Source organism: Streptomyces sp. NBC_01520, assembly GCF_045040375.1.
Classification (GTDB): domain Bacteria; phylum Actinomycetota; class Actinomycetes; order Streptomycetales; family Streptomycetaceae; genus Streptomyces.
Genome location: NZ_CP109404.1, coordinates 3,902,054 through 3,924,989, shown reverse-complemented (window position 1 = coordinate 3,924,989; position 22,936 = coordinate 3,902,054). Strand labels below are relative to the sequence as shown.

The 22,936-nt window shown below is 72.9% G+C and carries 6 protein-coding genes; all 6 read left to right on the top strand.

Features of this window, described 5'->3' with window-relative positions:
- The first annotated feature begins 1 nt into the window (after position 1).
- The 6 genes from OG524_RS17550 to OG524_RS17525 all read left to right on the top strand — a co-directional run bounded on the left by OG524_RS17550 (position 2) and on the right by OG524_RS17525 (position 22,928).
- Positions 2-3,265 carry an AAWKG family protein gene (locus tag OG524_RS17550; protein ID WP_405810989.1) on the top strand — a complete coding sequence of 1,088 codons (3,264 nt, stop codon included), beginning with the start codon at positions 2-4 and terminating at the stop codon, positions 3,263-3,265.
- Positions 3,262-3,756 (top strand): YbaB/EbfC family nucleoid-associated protein, encoded by a 495-nt coding sequence (locus OG524_RS17545; protein ID WP_405389897.1) that lies wholly within the window; start codon positions 3,262-3,264, stop codon positions 3,754-3,756. Before OG524_RS17550 ends, OG524_RS17545 begins: the two co-directional genes overlap by 4 nt.
- Positions 3,753-4,115: a hypothetical protein gene (locus OG524_RS17540; protein WP_405389898.1), complete on the top strand. Its 363-nt coding sequence runs from the start codon at positions 3,753-3,755 to the stop codon at positions 4,113-4,115. The genes OG524_RS17545 and OG524_RS17540 overlap by 4 nt, the downstream gene beginning before the upstream one ends.
- Positions 4,116-18,665: a lonely Cys domain-containing protein gene (locus OG524_RS17535; RefSeq protein ID WP_405810986.1), complete on the top strand. Its 14,550-nt coding sequence runs from the start codon at positions 4,116-4,118 to the stop codon at positions 18,663-18,665.
- Positions 18,666-18,858: 193 nt separating this feature from the next.
- The gene (locus tag OG524_RS17530) at positions 18,859-21,729 is read left to right on the top strand and encodes a hypothetical protein (protein ID WP_405810984.1); all 2,871 of its coding nucleotides are present in this window, start codon (positions 18,859-18,861) and stop codon (positions 21,727-21,729) included.
- Positions 21,729-22,928 carry an RICIN domain-containing protein gene (locus OG524_RS17525; protein WP_405389901.1) on the top strand — a complete coding sequence of 400 codons (1,200 nt, stop codon included), beginning with the start codon at positions 21,729-21,731 and terminating at the stop codon, positions 22,926-22,928. The genes OG524_RS17530 and OG524_RS17525 overlap by 1 nt, the downstream gene beginning before the upstream one ends.
- Positions 22,929-22,936: the final 8 nt, after the last annotated feature.

Sequence of the window (22,936 nt, the reverse complement as noted above, 5' to 3'; positions counted from 1 at the left end):
CATGGCTGAATCAGACGTCAAGCCGCTCACCGCGGACAACGACTCCTGGCACCAGGCCGTGCAGCTCTTCACGGGCTATTCGGCACCCCTGCGCGACACACTCTTCACGGACCTCGTGGGCAACGACGGCATTCCGCAGATGAAGGTGGAGATCAGCAGGCAGAACAGTGTGACGTACGTCGATGTGGACGACCTCGACTGGATGGGCCAGAACTCCGGCTGGCGCATCGAGAACACGGACTTCGTGATCCCCTTCTACGCGACGGGTGACGACACGGCGTCGACGGGCGACCGGGTCTCGATGTACAAGGCGCGCTTCACCCTGCTGGGCAACAAGAGCAACGACGAGCCGCCGACCGGCGGTGTCGTCGAGGGCGGCGAATTCAAGAGCCAGTACGACAACCACCTCGGCCTCTCGGGGGACAAGGCGACCTGGAGCACCCAGGGCCTCACCCAGTACAGCTACGGCACCGGCCGGGCGCTGGAGGCGCTGCTCTACAAGGACCTGGGGACCCACGGCTTCTCCTGGAACGGCAAGAACGTGACGAACGACCAGGCGGTCACGCTCGCGTCCTTCGACACGGCTGCGGGGGCGTTCGACCGGGTGGCGCAGTTCTTCACCGAGCGCGGTGCGGCCGTCGAGGAATGGCAGCGCAGGATCGGCGTCGAGCAGAACGAGGCCTGGCGCGGCCAGGCCGCAGGGGTGTTCTGGAATCTGGTCGACACGCTCGGCAAGCAGTACGCCGGCTATGCGAAGGACATGCGGCCGTCCGGTACGACGCTTTCCGTCCAGGGTGACGAAATACGCCAGGCGAAGAAGGACTTCCGCAATGCGGTGGTCGAACTGCACCGCCGGTGGATGGACTGGGAAATTGAGATGGGCAACCCTTTGGGGTGGGTCCATAAGCTGCTGAAAGATATTGCCAGCTATGTGTGGGAACACAACATAAAGCAGATCACCTACAAGGTGAACAGCACCGGCGGTCGGTACGCGAGTTACTACACGACGTATCACACGACGGGTTCCTTCGACCAGAGCGCGACCGCCTTGGGGACGACCGAGGGATTCGGTCCGCTGCGGGAACTCTCGACGTGGAAGAAGGTCGGGGAAAGGGCCATCGAGAACTGGCAGGCGTCGGTGATCGAGAACCTGGTGACGCCCGCCGACGAGGCGATGCGCGTCGTGCACAACAGCTGGAGCACGGCCAACTTCGACCTGGGTTCCATCCGCACCAGGGGTGGCGGCGACCTCGCGTCGTCGTACGCGGACGACCAGGCCGCCAAGGACAAGGCGGAAGCCGAGGCGAAGGCCGCCGAGGCCGAACGCAAGCAGGACGAGTTCATCCAGTGGCAGAAGGACCAGGCCGCGGCTGCCGCGGCGGCTGCCGCAGCGGCGAAGGCGGAGCAGGAGGCGAAGGAGAAAGAGGCCAAGGCCGAGCAGGAGGCCAAGGAGAAGGCCGCGAAGGCCGAGCAGGAGGCCAAGGAAGCGGCGGCCAGGGCCGAGCAGGAACGGCGGGACAAGGAGCAGGAGGCCAAGCAGGCCGAGCAGGAGGCGAAGCAGGAGGCCAAGGAGGCGGAACAGGAGGCGAAGCAGGAGGCCAAGGAGGCGGAACAGGAGGCCAAGCAGGCCGAGCAGGAGGCCAAGCAGGAGGCCAAGCAGGCCGAGCAGGAGGCGAAGCAGGAGGAGGCCCAGGCCCGCCAGGAACAGATGCAGATGATGCAGATGAATCAGGCGAAGACCGAGCAGGAGCGGGCCAGGAAGGAGCAGGAGGAGAAGCAGGCCGAGGCCGAGGCGAAGCAGGAGGCCAAGGAGGCCGAACAGGAAGCGAAGCAGGAGGAGAAGGAGAAGGAGCAGGAGGCCAAGCAGGCCGAACAGGAAGCGAAGCAGGAGGAGAAGGAGAAGGAGGCCCTGGCCGCCCAGGAGGAGATGCGCCAGGAGCAGGAGGCTAAGCAGGCCGAGCAGGAGGCCAAGCAGGAGGCCCGGCAGGCCGAGCAGGAACAGCGGCAGCTGGCCCAGGAGAAGGAGCGCGAGGAGGCGCAGAAGCAGGCCGAGGCCGCGTACGAGGAGCAGCGGGCGCAGGTGCTCGGTTCCGGCTCGCTCAACGGCGGATCGCAGGACCCCGGGTCACTGAACAGGTCGGTGCTCGCCGGCAGCGGGCCCGACGGCGGTGTCGTGGGTGGGGGCTCGCTCAACAACGGGATCCTGGACGGTGGTTCCCTGATCCGCGACGCGCTCGGCGACATCACCCCCGGTCCCGGCGTGGTCGACGGCGGCTCGCTCAACGGCAGCGACCTCTCGTCGCTCTCGCCCGACACGATCAGCGGCCCGGTCTACCAGGGAGACGGTCTTCCCGGCCCCGACGGGGCCTTCACGCACATGGACGACCAGGGCCGGGTGGTCACGGAGTATCCGGACGGCAGCAAGACGGTCATCGACCCGGGCAGCCACTCGGCGACGCTCACCCGCCCGGACGGCTCTTCCCTGACCGGCCCCCTCAACGTCGGCGACCCGCTGCCGAACCCGGACGGAAGCCTGACGCACCTCGACCCGCAGGGCCGGGTCGTCACGGAGTTCCCGGACGGCAGCACGTCGGTGCTGGATCCCGACACGGGCGCGACGAGCTACACCCGTCCGGACGGGACGACGACCTCCGGCTACCTCAACGGCGGCACCGGCAGCCCCCTCTCCGGGTACGACGGGTCCTCGTACTCCCCGTACGACTCCTACAGCGGATACGAGGAGGAGCTGTACGACGAACTCCCCTACGCCTCCCCGTTCGACCGGGCGGCAGCCTCCGCGGGGACGGACGGACCGTCCTCCGCCCCGATGATCGGCACACCCCTGAACACCGGCTCGCTCCCCGGGTCCTCGGCAGGCTCCGGCACGCAGGCCGGCGGCACACCCATGGGCGGCATGCCGATGGGCGGGATGCCGATGGGTGGCGGGGGCGGCGGTGGACAGGGCGGTCAGGGCACGTCGGAGCGCATCCGCAACGTGATCGACGGCGGCCAGGTCGTCAGTAACCGCCAGGGCCGTGGCGGAGCCGCCTCGGCGGCGGCGCGCGCGCACGAGGAGGCGCCCATCGCCCTGCCGAGGAACGCCACGACCACGAGCGGCATGCCCTTCGTGCCGCCCGGCGGCGCCGGCGCACCCACGCAGCCCCAGACGCAGAGCGGCGACCGGGCGCGGGACGCGTGGGTGCAGGAGGAAGAGGACGTCTGGGGTACGGACGAGGGAGGCGCGCCCGCCGTGATCGGCCGATGAACCCGGAAGGGGGGCTGCGCGAGCCCATGGAGCAGCGTGTGGCCAAGGCGATGGCCGAACTGGCGGCGGTCGAGGCCGCTGTCGCGCGGGCCGAGGGGGATCTGCGTGACACCTCGCTCACCGTCCGCTCGCGCGACCGCACGGTCGAGGTCACCGTCGGCCCGCAGGGCGAGCTGATGGGCCTGCGGTTCCTCGACAGCCGGTACCGGAACATGCCGGGCGCACAGCTCGCCGCCTCGGTCCTGGAAGCCGTGGAGCAGGGGCGCGCACAGATGGCGCACCGGGTCCGGGAGATCTTCGAGCCGCTGACCCGTCCCACGGGCGTCGCACCGGAGTTCGGCGGCTTCGACGTCGACTGGGACCGCATCCTGGGCCCCGCGTACGGCAGCGCGGGTGGCGTGGGCGGCCGGTCGTCGAGCGACCGGCTGCGGGACGAGATCCATGACGACTCGGACGACGGGCGGCCGGGAGCAAGGGGAGGCCGGACATGAGCGGTGCCTACGAGGCGGACCCCACCGGCCTGCGGCGGAGCATCGAGGAGATGAAACGCCTGCCCGGCCTGGCCAAGCGCATGGGCGAGGACTTCAGGCGCGAGGAGAACGACTACACCGAGTGGCCCGGCTGGACGGACGACTTCGCCAGGGGGGTGCGCCCGCAGTACGAGGAGAACAACCGTTACTGCACGGACATCTCGCAGTCGCTGTACGAGGCGCTCGACGCGCTGGTCTCGGCGACGCTCACCAACCTGGAGAACATCGAGGGCACCCGTACGGACGCCACCGAGAAGATCCGGGAGCATCGGACGAAGAGCGACGAGGCGGTCTTCGGCGATGGGCAGGGGAAGCGCTGAGTGCAGGAGATCAATTTCCCCGAGGACGTCAGGAAGATGCTCTGGATCCTGCTCGGCGAGATGCCGTTGCAGGCTCGGGAGAACCTGGCGTGGGACAGCCGTGCCCTCTACCTCGACCTCGGGAAACGGATCCTCGCACTGCGGGACGCCGTACAGGAGTCCGTGCAGAACGCCGGCCGTTCGCTGCCGGACGACGTGGCACGCGGGTACGTCCAGGGCCTGTCCCTGCTGACCGACGACGGAGGGGTCAACCGGCTCCAGCAGCTCGTCAACCAGCTGGACGACATGGCGGACGGGCAGATCAACTACTCGATGAAGATCCAGGAGTCGAAGTGGGAGATCATCTCCGAGATCATCCTGCTCCTCATCGAGCTGGCCTTCCTGGCGGCCATGGCGTTCTTCACCGGCGGTACGTCGATCTCGCAGATGGCGCTGGCCAGGGCGCGGAGCCGGCTGGCCCTGCTGATGATCATCGACCGGCTGCTGCGGATGACCCACATCGCCCCCACGCTCAGCGAGGCCCTCGCGGAGGCGATCCAGACCCTCGCGGTGAAGCTGGCCCAGATCGCGTTCAACCCGCCCGGGCGCAAGCCCTCCGGCATCGACTGGGGCGATGTGGGGAAGGCGGCGGCGTTCGGTGCGCTCGGCGGTCTCTTCGAGAGTGTCCTCGGACGGTTCTCGCCGAAGTTCAAGAACTGGCTGAACAACGGGGGCAAGCCCTTCGACAAGCTGGACATCGACTTCCCGCCCCGGAACCCCTATGTGTCGAAGGTGCTGAACGACGTCTACGACGTCCCTGCGGTCTTCGTCGTCTCGGCCGTCAGCGAGAGCCTCGCTGAGGTGCTGGTCACCGGCCTCTTCGACGGGAAGTGGGAGTTCAAGTGGGAGACCTTCGTGGGCTCCGGCACCAGCGGGGTGTTCGGGATGTACGCGGAGTCCGCCATCGGCGGCGGGGCGCTGTGGCTGAACAACAAGTTCTTCGCGCCCCCGGTGGCGTCGGCCGACCTCAACGACCCGCCGCGCACGGTCGACAGGGTGGACACGGCCGGGGGCGACGGGCCCCGGAACCGGTCGGTGCCGCCGCCCGTGTCGTCCGTACCGCCCGGCCCGTCCGCGCTGAACACCGTCGTCGCACCGCCTCCTGTCGCCCTGCCGTTGACCTCCTCACCGCTCGGCCCGCCGCTCACCACGCCCTTGCCGAACGATCCGGCACCGGTCGTCGGGCCCCGGAACGGGGCGAGCGGGGTGGACGGGACGGACGGGGTCAGTGGGCTCGGCGGTCCCGGCGGTGTGACGTCCGTGCCGCCGCCGTTGTCGTCCCTGCCCCTGTCGCCGCTGTCCGTTCCGCCGCTCGCGACGGGGAATGTGCCGGGTCCCACCGGGGCGTTCTCCGACGCCGGCCTGGACGGGTCGCAGTCCCTCCCGGTCACGGACGGGGACGCCGATCCGCAGCGGTCGTTCCTCGACACCCCCTCGACGTCACCGAACCTCGGCGCTCCCCAGCCGCAGCCCTCCTCGCAGCAGGCCACGCCGCAGTCGGGCGGGCATGCGGACGGTGAGTACGTGGGTCAGGAGACGGATTCGGCGCGGGGTGACCAGGTGCCGTCCGCGTCGCAGGGCCCCGGTTCGTCGGCTGCACCGGGAGGAACGCAGGTGTCCTCCGCTCCGGCAGGGCGCGGCGCGACGGGCGGTACGGATCAGCAGCCGTCGGCCCAGGAGGCGTCGGCCCAGCAGTTGTCGGCCCATGAGGCGGATCTCGCGCAGCGGGACGAGCCGGGGGTGTCCCCGGGTGTGCAGCCGCCACCGCTCGCCGCACCACAGTCCTCGCAGCCCAGCACGTCTCCGTCGGCCGCACCGCAGTCTTCGCAGCAGCAGCAGCAGCAGCAGTCGTCGCAGCAGCCCCGGTCGGCCGTCACCGACGAGACGGCCCCTTCCTCTGTGCCGGACAGCGAGGCGGGCACGGAGGGGACGACGGAGCACCCGGCGGCCCCGGCCACATCGCGCGGCACCGGCACCGGCCCCGGGTCGCCCGCCTGGGAGTCCACGCGGGCCGATGTGGAGCCCGAGACCCGGTCCCACACGTGGGTGGATCCCGTGTCCACGCCCCCGGACCCGCAACGTCCCGGCCAGACCACGCAGTTCGCCGTGAAGTCGAAGTTCGAGGTGCGCCACTTCGAGTTCGAGGGCGAGAGCATCACCGATCTGACCGTCCAGGTCGGCGTCGGCAGCCCCGACCGGCTGCCGGCAGGGGTCTGGGAGAAGGTGGTCGACGGTGTGGAGGCCCTTCTCAACGCCCCCGGCCACCGGCTGCCGAACGGCGATCTCCTGCATGTGACCGTGGAGCAGGTCGTGAACGACCCGCACCCCAACGGCCTCAACGTCCAACTCGTCGGCCGTGATGAACAGATGACCCGTTCCGCCTGGTGGGCGGACGCCGATCCGATCGACTACGCGCACGAGATCACCCACATGCTCGGACTGCGGGACGAGTCCCGCCACGCGGTCGCGCCCCACCGCCCCGACATCGCGGGAAGCCTGCTGGGCGACTACCGGAGCCCTGCGCCCGCCGGGCTCACGCAGGGCGGTCTGCGCGGCCGGCATCTGCAGTTGATCGCCGCTCACATCGGCGAGCCCGGACCTGTCGGCAGCACCCCGCCGCCGCCCACCCGTCCGTCCACGGTCGGCGGGCATCCCGGGGCGGAGCCGTACGCGCCCGTACCTCCCAGGAGCGGCGGAACGGTCCCGGAGACCGGCGGAACGGTCCCGGGGACGACGGAGACGACCGGGACGACGGAGGTGACCGGGACGACGGAGGTGACCGGGACGACGGAGGTGACCGGGACGACGGAGACGACGGAGGTGACCGATCCGCCCGGGACCGACACCTTGGTGGTGACGACGACGTCCGAGACCGTTCCGAAGCCGCTCCCGAAGCCCCTGCCCAAGCCGCTCCCGAAGCAGAAGGAGTGGATCCGCACCACCCTCGACCGCACCCGGCCCGCCGTCCTGGACCGCGGCCTGAACCGCCCGTTGGGCGGGCGCCGGGATCCGGCCCGCTTCGGGAGCGGCACCCGGATGCCCGACTACATCGACGACGTCCAGTCGCTCCTGCACGACGTCCCCCCGGACATCCTCGTCGAGATGCTGTCCGGCTCCATGACGTTCGGGCACAGCGATGTCGTCCTGCGCGGGACCGGTCAGGCCCTGGCGGAGATCGACCAGGTGTTCTCCGGCGCCGGTGACGGGGTGCGCCCGGGGCCGCCGGCGAGCGGGGGCCCCGCCGGGGCCGGGCTGATGGCCGACGTGACGTACGCCTTCCGGCACGAGCCCAAGACCCTGGCCGGGGACGGCCGGGTGTTCCCGTACACCGCGCGGGACGGCAGTGTCAGGAAGCTGGCGGTGACTGTGCGCCACTACGGCGACTGGGAGCAGTTCGACGACGCGTACGGCAGTCCCGTGAAGGTGGACGGGATGCACCGGTCCGTCGCCGCCGCCGGGCAGAGCAAGACCATGCAGTCCACCACGCAGATCGCGCTGGGTGCTCCGATCGGGCCCCTGGGCACGGCCGCGTTCAGCGGGTTCGGGCGGATCGGGCTGCGGTTCGGGTTCACCGACAGGGTCGCCTACGGGCAGACCGACCAGGGCACGAGCCAGACGGAGACCCGTGCGCTCGACGGATCCCGGGTGTATCTGGACCACGCGTACTACGAGTTGGCGCTGACCGACGCCGACGGCCGGCCGGTGACGGTGCCGGGCCCCGACGCGGCGGTCTTCGGATTCTCCGTCCGGGACGGGCTGTCGGTGCGGCTGCCGGACAGCGTGACGAGTACGACCGCCCGCCCGGGCCGCATCCCCCGCTCCCTGGAACTCGGCCGCAACTCCACGTACCGGCTGGTCCGCACCGAGGGGTTCGGGCCCGTCGCACGGATGCGGGACTGGGCGGCCCGGGAGATCGGGGTGGCACCCGGCAGCACCGCCTACGGCGAGCTGGACGCGTTCTTCTCCTCGATCAGCTTCCAGCGGCAGGCGCCCGCGCTGTCGAGGGGCCGGGTGACGACCGTGCCGCTGTTCGCCGACGACAAGGCGCGCACCCCGCTCGGTGTCTTCGTGGTCGACGTGGTGCCGGGCCGGGCGACACTGATCACGGAGACGCCCGACGCCGAGATGCGCGACATCAACACCTCGACGGTCCGCAACGAGCGGAGCCTCCAGAAGACCGCCGCGTTCGGTATCGACGGCGTCGCGGGCCCGGCGTTCAACTTCTTCGACCTGGGCGGGAACGGGAGCCTCAACCTCAGGCTGCAGTTCGGTCCCGCGTTCCGCTACCTCTTCTCCGTGTCGCGCACCGCGGCCCTCGGCGGTTCCGGGGCGATCAAGTCCGCCGGCCAGGTCAAGGGCGACCTCACGGGCCTCTACCTGGTCCGGAAGACCGTCTACGTCAACCGCAGCGGCAGCGGCGCCCCGCCGACGCGCTTCCACACGTGGAGCGTGGACCGGATGACGCGTACCGAGGCGCGCCGGCTGGCCGGCTGGGACGACGGGATACGGCGGGCGCTGCGGGCAGGCGCCCCGCAGCCGTTCGCCCCCGCCTATCTGACCCTGCACCGGCCGCCCACCCTGGGCATGCACCGGGTGGAGGAGTTCGCCTTCGACAACGGTACGAGGAGCGGCGTGACGGACACCGGGGGACGGGACCGCACGCTCCTGGACACCTTCGCGGACGAGGTGCTGACCGCGCTGGCGGCCACCTACCCGCGGCTGGTCGCCCGTCTCGACCAGCTCGCACCGCCGGAGCGCAGGACCTGGCGCGAGCGCACGGCTGCGCTGCTGGAGTCGCCCGGACCGCTGGCCGGGGTGCGCCCCGCGTCCTCGCAGTGGCGCGACGACGAGGAGTACCGCACGGCGCTGTCCAACACGCTGGAGGTCCTGGCCACCCTGTCGTACCGGAGCATGGCGGGGAATCTGGAGGCGTTGACGACGACCGGGATCAGGATCCGGTTCAACGAGCCGGGCCGGATCGGTCAGGGACACCGCTACGTGTGGCTGCACGGCGAGCTGACCAACCGCCGGTTCGAGGGCGTCCAGGACGACTTCAAGCTGCGTTACAGCTCGATCGGTGTGGAGCGGGTCGACGGGCAGAAGAGTTCGAAGCGTGTCGGAGAGGTCGGTTTCGAGGGGCAGTTGGCGTTCCGGGATCCGAGCGCGGACGACATCGGTGCCCCGAACAACGCGGGCGTGCTGACGCTCGGTGCCCGCAAGGGGTGGCAGACCGACCAGGAGACCGGCTTCGGCGCGACGGCCACGTACGAGCCGATGAGCGTGAGCGCCGGGCCCTCCCACCTCTACCGCTACGACCTCTCGCTCACCGTGAACCGCGGCGGCTACTGGCGCTTCCGGGGGCTGCTGCGCGGGACGGCGACCCTCGGGCTGCTGGGGACCCAGCCGTTCGTCTTCCGCCAGCCGCAGGACCTGCTGATGGGTACGGCCGCGGGGGGCCGTGCGGTCGGGGGCGGCCCCCGGACCGGCCAGGTGCTGATCAGCATCCCGGGCACGCACGCCCCCACGGTGGACCCGCACGCCCGGGGTGCGGCGAACCCCTACCTGGGGCTCGCGCCGCAGCCGGTGCACTCCCTGCTGCCCGCGCGGGCACGGGCGCTGGCCCTCGGCGACCTGACCCGGCCGGGGAGCCTGGTGCGGGCCACCGACCTGGAGGGGGATCCCGGTCCGGTGACGCCGGACGGCCGGGGTTCGCAGATGTTCCAGGCCCTGCAGAACCATCCGTTCCTGACCATCGGCGTCGTACCGTCGCCTGCCCTCGCGGGCGCCCTGGGGGCCGTACTGACCAGCGGTTCGGGTGGTGCGTGGCAGCTCTCCGAGGAGGCGACTCCCACCCGGGAGGCGGTACTCCGCGCCTTCCAGGCCCAGTACCTGACGTCCAACTTCGACCAGAGCTCCGGCCCGCTCGGCTGGACCGCCGCCGGGCTGATGGGCAAGGGCCCGTACTCCACCCTGTGGGCGACCTTCCGCCATCTGGCGGCGGTGAACGACATCCAGGTCCTGACCCCGTCCGTCCCGATGGACACGGAGATGGTGCTCGGCGGGACCGGGCAGACCTCGGGGAAGACCACCAGGAGCAAGACCTTCTTCACCGGCGGGCAGCTCGTCTACGCCCGCTCCCATGCGACCGGCCCCGGTCTGCTGGGCACCTACGGTCTCGTCGCGAGCCCCTGGTCGACGGCCGACCAGTCGAGCAGGATCGTCACCCGTGCCGTCGTCCACGACATGAACCGCAAGGGCTTCGGCCACCAGATCCTGGTGTCGGGGACCGTCGAGCACTGGCTGGCGCTGGCCTCCAGCATGCTCGGGCCGCGTGCCGTGGGGAAGTCCTTCGTCCCCGACCGGCTCGCCTCCGCCGCCGGGCGGATGACGACGGTGCCCGGCGGCTGGCTGGCCCACGTCCCGGAGAAGAGCGCCCACCTGGTCGGGCTGATCGACGACGGCATGGGGGAGGTGCCGCGCTACACCCGCCACCGCTGGTCGCCGCAGGCCTGGCTGGAGGGCAACAGCTTCGGCACGTACCCCGTCAACGCGCTGGATCCGACGGCCGTGCTCGCCGCGTTCGACCGGCAGGTGGGGGCGCTCGGGCTGGACGACGCGGGCCGGGAGCGGGTCCGCACCCTGGTGTCCGCGCGGGTCATGCGCTCCCTGGACAAGGAGATGACGGGCACCGGCTCGTCGGTGCCCGCCCGCACCGGGGCGTGGGGCTGGCACAGTGTCCGCTTCGGGACGCGGCACGTCCGGATCAGGGTCCAGCTCATCCCGGGGACGCCCACCTTCGAGATGCTGGACCACAGCGTGGAGATGGAGGAGAACCGCCGGGCGGTCGAGACCGTGCAGGACGGCGCCGAGTCCACCAAGGGCGCCGACCTCGGCTATCTCGTCGGCGAGGGCGTGCACACGGGCGACCAGACGGCCGCCGCCGCGGGCCCCACCTTCACGGAGACCGGCTCCGGCCGGCAGTCCAGCGGCGGGAGCCGTACGGCATCGACCCTGACGGTGTTCCGGGCCGCGTCCACGGAACCGTACGCGGAGGTCGCCACCCCGTACCGGCTCCGGATCACCCTGGAGGCGGACGACGCCCCGGCGGACGGCGGGAGGAGGACCCTCGGCCGGTTCCGCGGCCGACAGGTCCTCTCCGAGGAAGGCGCGGCCGGGACGCTGCGCGAGCACGTTCCGCTCAGCCTCATGGCCCCCGACGCCGACCCGGGCGCGGACCTGCTGGGCCCGCCGCGGCTGACCGGGCTCGCCGCACCACACCAGGGGATCTCGCCCTATGTGCTGGGCCCGGACACCCGGCACGGCGACGGCACCATGAAGCCGTTCCGCTTCCCCGACACCGGATTCGACGTACGCCGGATCGTCGGCCTCTCCGACGTCCAGGTGGCGAACACCTACGCGGTCGCCCTCTCGTACGACGCCGGGTTCTCCCTCGAAGGGACCGACGCCCCGCGCCGCTCCCGCGACACCGGGCTCACCCGCCTGGGCACCGGATCCGCCCAGGCGCTGGAGGACGGGGCGAGCAACGCGGCCCTGTCCGCCTACTACCACCAGGCGGTGACCGCCGGCGGATACCGCATCCCCGGGCTGACCGAGCGGAACGTGGCCGGCAGCGACAGCGCCCAGCTCGACCTCTACGCCAAACCCGACTTCAGCCGGGCGGTGCTGCTGACCGTCGCGGACGGCAAGAAGATGGAGACGCTCCGCAGGACCGGTGAGAGCGCGGCGACGTCCGTCGGCCGGGAGAGCGTCCAGGACTCGGCACTCGGGGCCGGTGTGCTGATCAGCTCCGACAAGACAGGGATGAACCAGCTGGGCGCCTCGGGCACCGGCCCGTACGCCGCCGAGGGGGACTCACTCGCCACCTCCGCGGACCAGCTGACCTCCGTCAACACCAAGCCCAAGACCGGCCGGGTGTTCCTGTTCGCCGTGCCCACCGCCTGGCTCAGCGTCGCCGACGTACGGCGGGGCCTCAAGGACAGCCGCATCGGACGGCTGGTCGGTGGGACGTTCGGTCATGTCAGGCCCGGGCTGAAGGCGGTGGGATCCGAGGCGTTCGCCCTCGTGTGGGTGCGGGACGACATCGCCAGGGAACTCGGCCTGATCAACGGGACGAACTTCCCCGCCCGGGTGGGCGCGGCCTGGGACGCGGTCGGCAGCGCGAGCAAGGCCTGGGTGGACGCGGACAAGGCGTACTGGAAGAAGCGCCGCTCGGCCCTCGCCCTGCGGGAGGCGCGCGACGCCGCGGAGACCGCCCTCGACGCGGCACGCACGACCGCCGACGCCGACGGGCGGCGCCTGGGTCTGGCGTACGACGCCGCCGAGATGAACCGGACCGCCCTGGAAGCGGCGATCGACCGGCTGGACGCGGTACGGGACACCGCGCGGCAGGATGTGCGGGACGCACGCGAAGCCCTGGAGGCGCTGGAGGAGACGGACATCGGGGAGGCCGCCCACGACGGCTGGGCCGAACTGGTGCAGGACCAGATCACCGAGGCGCGCACCGCCCTGGCGACGGCCGAACGGACCGCGGGCGGGCTCGTGTCGGCCGCCGAGGTCCACGTGAGCGCCGCACGCAGGCGTGCGGCGGGGACCGACCGGAAGGTGGCCACGGCCGAGAAGGACATGACCACCTCGGCCCGCCGCGTCGAAGCGGTCACCCGGCGGCGGGACACGGCACTGGACGCCTTCACCAACCGGCGCGCCCTGCTCGACGGGCTCAGGGCGGTGGCGGAGGACGCGGCGGCCGAGTACCACCGGGGCAGGGCCGGGGCCGACCAGCTCACCCGGTGGCACCAGGAGGCGTCCACGGCCGAGGGCAGGACCCGGCTCGGCGACCGTGCCGAGCCCGAGGCCGTCACCCACCGCAAGCCCGCGCCGCCACCGAAGCCCGAGCCCCGGCCCGCTCCACCGGCGTACACCAGGACCGTCACGGACGACGGGACGCGGCTCACCTCGCCCGACGGGGTCACCTACACCCTGCGGGACGTACCCAGGGACGGCGAGGCATTCCTCCACGCCCTGCTGGAGGGGCTGAGCAGCACCGCGCCCGAACTGCTCACCGACCGGGGCGTCGACCTCGGCGACCGGCGGGCGGCGATACGGGAACTGCGCCGCCTGCTCGCGAGCAGGCTCTCCGATCCGGCGGACGCCGACCTCCTCGACATGGTCGCGCCGGACCACACGGACACGTTCAGCGACGCGGAGGCCACTGCGGCGGGTCTGCGGGGGACCGGTCCGCTGGGGCCGGACACCCCCGGCGGCCGGGAGTTCGACGGGCTGGACGGGCTGATCCCGCACTCCGTGACCCCGGACCCGGCAGCCCGGGCCGCGCTCGCGGTCGCCCAGCTGATGCGGCCGGGCGACGCGGACTCGGAGACGGGCTGGAACCACGCGGCGGCCGACCTGCTCCCGCTGCTCGCGGCGCGGACCTTCGGGGTGGACGTCACCGTGGTGGACGACGCGGGGCGCTTCCAGGACTTCGCCCCCGCCCCGTCCGACCGTACGGGGCACCTCCGGGGTCTCCTGGACGGGCCCGAACCGCCGCGCCCCCGTGTGGTGCTGAGCCTCGCGGACCGGCACTTCCAGCTTGCGGTGCCGGGGGGCGTGGATGTGGATCTCGACGGGGACGGGGTGCGTACGCCGCCGGAGAAGGGGACGGAGCCCGCGGAGGATCCGGCGCCGGAGGATCCGGTGAAGGACCCGGGCAAGGTGCCTGCTCCTGAAGACCTGGTGAAGGAACCCGCGCCGAAGGATCCGGTGAAGGAACCTGCGGAGGATCCCGCGCCCAAGGATCCGGTGAGGGAACCCGCGCCCAAGGATCCGGTGAGGGAGCCGGTCGGCGGGTCCCGGAACAGGCCGGCCCGGGGGTTGCCGGTTCCCGTTCCGGCGACCGGGGAGTGCCTCCTGTTCTCGTTCATGGCGAGCGACCCCGCACACATGCGCAGCCGGCTGCCCGGACTGGCGACGTCCGACCCCGCCGCGTACGCCTGGCTCGACGACCCCGCCGCCGTGCGCACCGGGCTCGCCGGGCGTGCCACGGTCCGCTCCGAGGAGGGGCACTACCCGGGCGGCCCGGAGACCGCGGTCGCCACCGCGATGCGCCTGGCCGTCGAGGACCACCTGGTCGCGAGCGGCGGTCGGCTGCACCCGCTCGTCATCGGGCAGCTGCGGCTGTCGACGGCGGCGGAGTTCGAGGCCCGGATCGTCGGCCGCCACCGGGCCGGGCTCGTCTCGCTGCTCGCCCATCACGGCGTGGACGCCGACATGCTCGTGGACCGCTCGGAGGCGGGCCTGCGGCGGGAGTTGACCAGCCTCTACGCGACGAGCACCGCGCCGCTGGACGACGTGGAACTGCACGCGGTCCTGGACGCGGTGACCCACTGGGAGGACCGTTACATCACCTCGGTGGGCGAGATCTTCCTGCCCCTGCTCGCCCATGTCTTCGAGGTTCGTGTCGAGGTGGTGCGGGACGGGCGCCGGATCGACGACGCGCGCGCCGGGCTCAGCGACGCGTCCCGGGTGATCGAGGTGCACTACAACGGCTCGGACCACTACAACGGCAGCGGCGCGGACCCGCGTGACCTGCTGGCCTTCGGCGATCCGGTGGCTCCGAAGCGGGTCAAGCCGCAGGAGCGGGACGCCGACGGCGACGTACGGGTGAACCCGCTGTGGGTGCCCCTGGACGAGGTCGATCCCGGCCTGCTGATCACCGGCAACACCGACGCCGTGTGGCTCTACACCGTCACCGGGGACGGGCGGGTGCTGCTGGGCAGCGAGGAGCCGAGCGCGATCGTCACACCGGAGCAGTTCGACGCGCTGCTCGCGGGCATGCGGCGGGTCACACCCGACCTGACGGCCGAAGCGCTACGGGCGAGCCTGGACGGTCTCGGGCATACGGGCATCGCGGCCGGTTTCGGGGAGACGGGAAGGCTGGAGCCGGGCAGGAGCCGGGTCTCCGGCGAGTTCCGGTGGAGCCCGGAGCAGGGCCGGTGGTCGGTGAACGACAAGTCCGGCCGGTACATGAGCGAGTCCGTCCGTCCCGGTCTCGACCCGGAGGTCGCAGCGGGCTGGCTGGAGCAGGTCGCGGGGCTGTTCACGGAGGCGCTGGGGGTGTCGGTGGTCCCCGTACAGGTCAAGACGGCCGCACCGCCCGCTCCTCCCGCACCGCCCGCGACGGACCTTGTGACGGAAACCGTGAAGGATCCTGCGGTGGTCGAGGACGTCGTGAAGGACCCCGCCGTGGTCGAGGAGCCCGCGAAGGACCCCGCCGTGGTCGAGGAGCCCGCGAAGGACCCCGCCGTCGAGGACACCGCACCGCCGACCGTGGAAGGGACGGTGTCGACCGAGGAACTCGACGCGATCGGGGTGGAGCTGTCCGTCGGCCGCTCCGCGGAGGCGGTTCTCCTCGGTGGCCGACTGCCCGTGGCGGACCTGGGACTGACTCCGCAGCAGCTGCACCTCCTCCTGCGCCACCGGGCCGAAGCCGCCACCTCGCCACCGCCACCGCCGGAGCCTGAACCGGAGGTGTCCGGGACCCCGCCGACGCACCTGCTGCTCAACTCCCCCGAACCGTCGTCCCCGGGCAGCTCCGTCGACTCCCTCGACATGATCCTGGACTGGGAGGACGGCGAGGAGAGCGAAGGGGAGGCCCGCGAGGACAGTCCGCCGGCCGAGGCGGACCACCACCAGATCCTGGTGGACCTCTACGGCCCCGGCATCGGCGACCACTCGCTCTACCCGGCCCTGCGCGACACCTTGGAGCGGCTGGACACCCTGCGCAGGGCCGGACCCGGATCCGCCCTGCGTGAGGGCCCGTTCGACCTGGACGCGGTCACGCGGTACGTGCTGGGTCTGGGCGAGCACGACGTCGTGACCAAGGCGCAGCACGGCGAGCTGTTCCGGGTGGCACTGGACGAGAACACCGAAGGCGCGGTCGGTATGGCGGAGCTGGCCGCGTTCCGTCTCGTCCTCGAAGGCGTGTTCTCCGTCGCCCGTACGCTGCCCCGGACGGGCGGCAGCCGGGGCCGGAACTGGACCGGCGGAAAGATCACGCGCCTGGACCTGACGGGAGCGGGCCGGTCCGTCCAACAGCCGCAGGGCGTACCCGTGTTCGACGGTGACGGACCGGCCCCGTACGTCGTCCTGGCGTCCGAGGGCGGCCAGGACCACGTCGTCGTCCTGGACGGCGACGGCACCCCGCACCGCGTGCCGTCCGAGGTCTTCGCCGAACTGCTGGCCATGGACCCGGTGCTGGCCGCCCTCCCGGCCGACGTCCCGGTGGTCCTGCTGGTCCCGGAGGCGGGCGCCGGGGGCCTGGACCTGCCGCGCCTGGCCGCCGACCGGACCGGTCGTACGACCTGGTCCCACAGCGGCCGGCTCCGCTTCACACCGCAGACCCAGGACGGTCCCGCCACCGTCTCCCCGGAACAGCGCCCCGGTGAGACCGCCGGGATCTGGATCGCCGACGAGCCGGGCCAGGTGCCCGACGACGACGCGCGTCAGGACGCGCCGGACTGGGAGAGCGAGGTGGTCTCGTACACCCAGGTCTCGGACGAGGGACGGTCCGTCGGACGGTTCGTGTTCCAGCCGGAGGAGGCCGCGCGCTTCGCGGGGCTCATGCGCAAGATGCCGGAGACCACCGAGCTCTGGCACCAGAACCCGGTCACCGGCGTCCTGACCAAGGATCCCGACCTGGTGCCCTGGGCGGGTCGCCCGGCCTACTTCTTCGCTGTCCACGGCTTCCCGGGCGTCACGGAGATGGTTCTGAAGGGCGGCGGCGTCCACCCCGCGCGCGGCCCCCGGACCGGCGGATTCCTCAAGCGCAGGCCGAGCGTGGCCCGGCTCTCCGACGACCATGTGATCGTGATGGACGCCTGCTGGCACGCCACGCCGGAGAGCCGGGACTTCGTCAACGGGGACTCCCCGCTGGATCCGTACGTGGCCGACCGCCTGGCCACCGTCAGCGACGCCCAGCACACCGCCAACGAGACCGGCCGTACGGTCTTCGGCTCCACCCGGCCGAGCGGAATCCAACGGCTCGGCGCACAGCAGGGGGGCGGCCACGTCCGCATCATGAGCACCGACCCGCAGGGCAGGCGGGGGCGCTGGGTCGAGTACCGGCCCGAGCCCACCGGCAGTGCGCTGGACGAGGCGGCCCGCACGGCGGGCCTGCATCCGGACGACGGCCCCGCCCCTCCGGCGGTCCGGGACACGACCCTGCGCCTGGTGCGCGCGCTGCGGCTCGTCCTCGGCGCGGGCATCGGCCAGGACCCCTCGTACCCCCGGCTCCTGGCGGGAGCGGGAGCGCTGGAGACGATGCGGGCGAACGACCCGTCGCTGGCCGGGAACACACCGTTCACCATGGACCTCCTGGAGCAGGCCGTACGCGCGATCCGGGGGCCGCGTCCCGGCGCCGGGACGGATACCGCGCTCACCCCGGACGACCACCGTGCCGCCCTGCTGCACGCGGCCACGGCATCGGCATCCGGCACGGCGCTCACCGCGTTCCTGCCCCTGCCCTCGCTCGTCGCGGCGGCACGGAAGCTGGCCGCCTTCACCGGCCCGGCGGCCCTCGACGCCGAAGCGGCCCGGGTCCTGCGGCCGGCGGCCGGTGCGGAGACCGGCCCGGTCCTGCGGGCCCAGCTCTTCCGGGCGACGGCGGCCGCCCTGGAATGGGAGCGCCGGACCCCGGACCCCGATGCCGCCGGCGGGAGGATCCTGCACCTGGACCGGCCCGACCCGGCACGGCGCGAGGAAGTCCTCGACCTGGTGGCCCGGGCGGCGGCGGCCGGACGCGACCTGGACAACCCGGCGGCCCTGGCGGCGTTCCACCTGGAGGCGCTCGGCGCCCTCGCACCGGAGACCCGACTGCTCGGCTCCGACGGCGGCGTGGCGGGCCGCATGTGGTTCCTGAACGCGCAGCAGCCCGGACGTCTGTCCACGCGGCGACTCGTCACGGCCGTGCCCCAGCCGTCCGGCGGCCACCGGCCCGGCGCGATGGCCCCGGCACCGTGGACGGCCCCGGGGAGCCCCGATCCGTACGTCATCTGGGCCCCCGGGAACTCCGCGTACGTCCTGATGTCCTTCCCCGGCAGTCCCGTCCTGCGGGTGCCCTACGACGAGGTCGGCGAACTGCTGTCACGTGACCGGGAGTTGGCCGGGCGTCCGCTGGGTGTCGATGTGGTGCTCGCCGTCCGGGAGTCGGGAACGGTGACCGGCACCGATCCGCGAGCGGTCGTCAGCGGGGTGACGGGCCGGGGGGTCTGGTCCACCACGGACAAGGTGTTCCTGACCGGTTCCCCAGGGCCGACCGGTACGTACGCCGTCGTCGTCATCCGTGACTCGACGGGCCCGCAGGAACCTGCGTCGGCGTCGTGGTCCGTCGTCCGGCCCGGGGACGCGCGGCCGGACCCGGCCACCTCGGTGCCGCCCGCCGGCGAACCCGGATTCCTGCTGGACGAGGCGGTCCCCGTTCCGCACGGCAGCAGCTGACCGGCTCCGGTACGCCCGCGCGGCGTGGTGCGGGAGCGGTCGGCTGTGCCCCGTTGTCGTGTGTTCATCCAGGCTTCATCTGTCAACTGCCGTGCGACGCATGACGGTTATCGCTCTCTTGATGGTCTGGGGGCGGGGATCTTTGGCGCGCTTCGACACGTGAGGACCGTATGACTGAGCTCGGAGCCGGGCAGTGAGCCGGTGGTCCCTGAGACGCAGGGGGACGTCCGGGCACACCGACGGACCGCAGGCCCGGGACGAGCCGGTGTTCGCCGTCGAGGAGTACGACGGAATCGTGCTGCTCCGCATGGCGTCCGACGACGCGCTGAGTGCCGCCGACGTCGACGACCTGGCCCGGTCCCTCCCCTCGGACGACGGCACGGTGACCGTCGTGACGGGGGCGGACGAATCGACGGCGGGCGCGCTGTGGCCACGCCTCGCCACCCTGCTCGACTCCCTCCGCGAGGAGGACGTCACCTCCGTCAGACTCGTCATGTCCGGTTCGGGGCACGACCGTCCGGGCCACGAGGCACCGGCCCGCCGCATCGCCGAGGCGTGGGGCATGGAAGTCATCGCGCCCGACGCGGTCGTCCTCGTCGTCCCCGGCGGCGGCCTCTTCGTGCCGGGGCTGCGCCCCGAATCCCGTGACACCGGCAGCTGGTGGCGCTTCGCGCCCGGCGCCGAGCCGGTCGCGCTGGGACCCCGGCAGCCCGCCCCGGCCTGGCAGCCCGGCCCACCGGGCCCGCAGCCGGTCACCGCGAGCGGCTGCGTCGTCGAGCAGATACCGGCGGGCCTGCTCGTCCGGCCCAAGGACGCTCTGGCCCCGCGCCTCGGCGACCTCTGCTACGCGATACCCGTCGACCGGCACGGCCCGCTCGTCCTGGTCGGCGTGCCCGACGGGGAGGACGTGCTGGCGACCGACGTCAGTGAAGCGGTCGACTCCCTGCCACCCGCGGCACGTTCCCGGGTCAGGATCGCGCCGGGCGGACGCCGCGACGTACTGGAGGCCGGCCGCTCGCTCGCCGGCACGCTCGGCCACGAGGTGGTGGTCCACACGGGACTGCCGCTGCTGCCCACGGGCGGACTGACGGCCCGGCACGGCGTACGGGCCACGCTCGCCGACGCGGACGGCACCCCGCGCTGGCACCCGTACGTCGACGCCGTGGTCTGCGCCCCCGCGAAGGAGCCCGGCGAGGCCGCCCCGGCGCCCCGGCTGCTCCGGTGGAGCTCGCCGATGCCGGGGCGCAGCCGGGGGGAACAGGGCGTGCTGCCGCTCTCCGACCGCTGGCAGGTCACCTTCACACGGGCCGGCCTGTGGATCAGCGGACCGGACGGCGCCCCCGTGCCGCTCGCGGGACGCCCGGTGGCCGCCGACGGGCCGATGATCGAGGTGGGCCGCCCCGGCGAACCCCTGGACATGTCGCTCTGGCCGGAGTTGTCGCGGCTGCTCACCGCGCTGGGAGCGGATGTCTGCTCCCGGGCCCGGCTGATGGTGCACGGCACGTGCGTGGACGGTGGACGCGCCCTGCGTGGTGTGGCGGGGCGCCACAACGTACGGAGCCTCCGCTTCGGCAGGCTCCGCGCGCCCGCGCCCGCAGCGGTGTCGGCAGCGACACAGGCCCAGGCCCAGGCCCAGGCGCAGGCTCTGGTTCCGGTTCCGGTTCCGGCTGCGGTTCGGTCGGAGGCCGCGGTGCCTGTTCCCGTGCCGGCCGCTCCTGTGCCCGACTCTGCGCCCGCTCCCGCGCCATCGAGGCGGATCCCGCTGGCTGAACTCCTGGAACCGGATACGGATCCGGACACGGCGACGGATCCTGCTCCGCCGATCGCCCCGGCGTCCGGCACGGACGGGTCCACCCCCACGAGCGCACCGGAAGCGGCCGAACCCGCGCCGTCGCCCGCAGCGGGCGCGGTGGCGCAGGCCACGGCTACTTCAGGGTCGGCCCCGAAGGCGTCGGCCCCGAGGACGTCCGCCCCGAAGGCGTCGGCCCCGAGGACGTCCGCCCCGAAGGCGTCGGCCCCGAGGACGTCCGCCCCGACCGCATCCGCCCCGAGGACGTCCGCCCCGAAGGCCCCCAGCCCCGAACCCGCTCCCGTACCCCCCGCTCCTCCCGCCCCTACCCCGCCGCAGGCAGGAACCCCCGCTCCCACACCCCCCGCGCCGGACCCCGCCCCCGCCGCCCCGCCCGCGCGTGCCATCTCCACGTCCTCGTCACCGGGCCCGGCCGTATCCGCCCCGACGGCATCCGGAGCACCCGAGGTCACCCCCGTACGGGCATCCGCCCCGCCGCTCGAACGGGTTCCGTTCCTCCCGGGGCACAGCAGTACCGACGCCGAGCGGGCCGCGTTCCGGGTGCTCGCGGAGTCGGGATGGGAGCGGCACGGGGCCGCGGTGGCCCGCATGCTCACGCGGATGCCCGCACTGCGCGGGCAGGAGCAGGAGGCGGCCCGGCCCGACCTGATCGCCATGCAGCTCTATCTCCGCGGCGCCGAAGGCCCGTTGAGCCATACCGCCCTGCACCTCGCCCTGCGTACGGGGGACGAACGGCTGCTGCCGTACGCGGCCTGCGTGGCGTCCGGGCTGCGCCGCCTGCCCGCCTTCCGGGGCGCAGCGGTGCGGGGCGCCCCGGCGGGGCAGCTGCCCGTGCCGGGCGGCTGCCTGCGGGACGCGGGTCCGGTCAGCGCGCTGCCGGTCGAGGGCGGCGCTCCGGCGCCGGGCGGTACGCGGTACGCGATCTGGTCCGTCACCGGGCGGCGCGTACGGCAGCTGTTCGACGGGCCGGCGCCCGACGCGCGTACCGACGAGGTGGTGTTCCTGCCGGGAACGGTGTTCCGGGTCCTCGACGTCCGCACGGACGCCGGCTCACCCCTGATCCTGCTGCGTGAACTCCCCGGCGCCCCGGCGCCGGCCGCCTCCGGGCAGGAACCGCTCGACGACCAGGACCGCGCCGCGCTCGCGCGCCTGGACGCCTCGCTGAGCGGGCACCCCGCCGGGGCGGGACCGTCCTCCTGGCCGGACCGGTGCTCCGGTCCGGTCGGCTCCCACGGCAACGGAAAGACTGGTTGATGACGAGTCAAGAAGGTTCCACAGGACCGGCGGTGCGCCGGGCGACGGCCCTGCCGCAGATGTCCGGGTCGGCCGGGACGGACCCCGCGCTCGTCCCGCGTGCGCCCGCCCCCGTCCCGGCTGCCGGACCCGCGGAAGGGGAGGCCGAGGCGGCGCCGGGCCGTACGGAGACCATGGGCGCCGCCGTCGCGGTTCCTGAGCCTGCCGCCCCGGAGCCCGCCACCGCCGAACCGGACCGTGAGAGCGAGGCGGCGGCCACCACGGCGGCAGGAGCGGACGGCAGGACGGACCCGCCCGCGGCGGCGGCCGGTGAACCGCCGTCACCGCGCCCCGGCAAGCCGTGGCTCGCCGCTGCCGCGATCGGAGGGAGTCTCCTCATCGGGGTGCCGCTCCTCTTCATGGGGCTGGGCGACGACGACGGCCCGCGGACCCGGCCCGCTGCCTCCTCCCGGACCTCGTCCGACGTGCTGCTGCGGGACGAGGACTCCGTCCGTCAGGCCCCCGGCGGCTACGTGCCGGCCTCCCCGTCCGCGACCCCGTCGCCGAAGCCGAAGCCCACGGAGGTGCCGAAGGCGTCGGCCTCGGCACAGGCCCCCGCGCCGGCCGTGAGCGACGCGGAGACGTCCGGCCGGAAGACGGCGCAGAAGAAGGAGGCGGCCGGTTCCCCGGCCGCCGTACGACGGTCCGTGGTCCGGGCCGGTGGCGCGCTGCCCACGGGCGCGCGGCTCTCCACCGCGACGGACGTGCTGATCAAGAACGTGGTGACCGGACTCTGCGTCGATGTCCCCGACTACGGCAAGGGCAAGGTCAACGGCACGGTCGAGCAGTTCACCTGCGACGGCACGGCCCGCGACAACCAGCTGTGGGACCTGGTCGTCAACCAGAAGGGCGCGGGCCCCGGTGGCGCCGACCTCTTCACGGTCCGGAACAGCAAGGACAACTACTGCCTCGACCTTCCCGACTTCGGGGGCAAGCCCGTACACACCCGCGTCTACGAGTACTACTGCCGGCCGGGTTCGGGCGACAACCAGATGTGGTTCCTGGAGAAGCGGGCGAACGGTGCCTTCTGGATCCGTAACCACGCGAGCAACGGCCGGTGCCTGGACGTCGCGGGCTCCGACGGTTCCGGTGGCCGGGGCGCCGCCCTCATGCTGTTCGACTGCTCGGACCAGGACGACCACCTGTGGTCGTTCTCCTGACCCTGGCC